Origin of the sequence: Arthrobacter sp. 35/47, from assembly GCF_000520475.1 — a bacterium.
In the GTDB taxonomy this organism is placed as follows: domain Bacteria; phylum Actinomycetota; class Actinomycetes; order Actinomycetales; family Micrococcaceae; genus Arthrobacter_D; species Arthrobacter_D subterraneus.
Map to the genome: position 1 here is coordinate 27,224 of NZ_KI914598.1, position 1,308 is coordinate 28,531.

Consider the following 1,308-nt stretch of genomic DNA (forward strand, 5'->3'; position numbering starts at 1 on the left):
GGCGATCAGCGGCAGGCCGGCCGCCGAAATGTCATGGTCCCGGCTGTAGGACCGGTAGGAGGTGGTGCCGTCACCTCGGTTCCCGGTCCACTCGACGCGTACCAGATAGTGATGCTCGGAGAGGTTCATAGGCACAAATTACACCTGTTGGCCCGGTAATAGCAGGGACGCCTTTCCGGGCCAACAGGACCGCTGTGCAAAACGGCGTTGCTACCGGTCTGCGGCCTGCGCTCGGAGCGCCCTGGCCACGCCGTCCCGGTTCTCCAACGTGAGCCGGCGGAGGGAGGACAGGTCAGCGTCCAGTGTCGACAGGAACTCGTCCGTGGCATCGAGCGTTGCCTGGGTGGTCAGCCGGGAAGGGTAGAGCCCCACGATGATCTGCTGGGCGATCTCATGGGTGCGGTTGGCCCAGACCTCCTTCGCCGAGCTGAAGTACCGTGGCGCGAAAGGCTCCAGTAGGGCAGTGTCATGCACCCGCGTGAAGCCCTGGATGGCTGAACGCTGCGCGGCGTTCGGCATGTCGGAACGTTCGACGATCGCGGCCCACGCTTCCCTCTTTGCCTCGGCAGTGGGGATGGCCGCCTTCGCCTGGGCGGCGGCAAGTGCGCCGGTGGCCGTCGCGTCCCGTTCAAGCTCCGCATTAATATGTTCCTGGCCCCTGCGGCCGCCGACCACGAGGCTCGTCAGAAGCTCCCATCTGAGGTCCGCATCGACGGTCAGGCCGTCGGGTGCGCCTGAGCCGTCCAGGATTTTCTCGACGATGTCCAGTTGCCCGGGGGACTGCGCGTGCACCGCGAACGCCTTCACGAACTGAAGCTGCGAATCGGACCCTGCATCGGCACCTTCCGCAAGTTCCCACAGGCTGTCGGCGGCCGCGATTTCCATCTCCTGCCGGTCCTCGGGATTGACGTAGTACGTCAGGGTGGTTGCGAGCTGCCGCAGGAGTACCAGGACCACGGAGGAATCCGATTCCGAGGCGATGTTCTGCAGGATCAGTTCGACATAGTTGCGCGCCGGCGTTTCACCGTCACGGGCGGCGTCCCAGGCCGAGGCCCATACCAGCGTGCGCGGCAGAGATGCACTGAAGTCCCGGAGGTGCCGGGTGGCGGTCCGGAGGGAGGAATCATCGAGGCGGATCTTTGCGTAGGCCAGGTCGTCATCGTTGAGAAGCACGAGATCCGGCCTCTGCAAACCGACCAGTTCCCCAACCTCGGTGCGTTCGCCGGACACATCCAGCTCCACCCTGTTGGACCGTTCAAGCTTCCCGCCGTCGGTCAGATTGTAAAAACCGATGGCCAGCCGGTGTGA

1 protein-coding gene and 1 pseudogene are annotated in these 1,308 nt (G+C 64.7%); both read right to left on the reverse strand.

Going from position 1 to position 1,308, the window contains the following annotated elements:
- A pseudogene (locus X803_RS22760) lies at positions 1-129 on the reverse strand (OsmC family peroxiredoxin); the annotation flags it as partial.
- 81 nt (positions 130-210) lie between these two features.
- Positions 211-1,308, reverse strand: a 1,098-nt coding sequence (locus tag X803_RS21480; RefSeq protein WP_035778491.1) for an ERAP1-like C-terminal domain-containing protein, incomplete at its 5' end; no start/stop codon positions are given.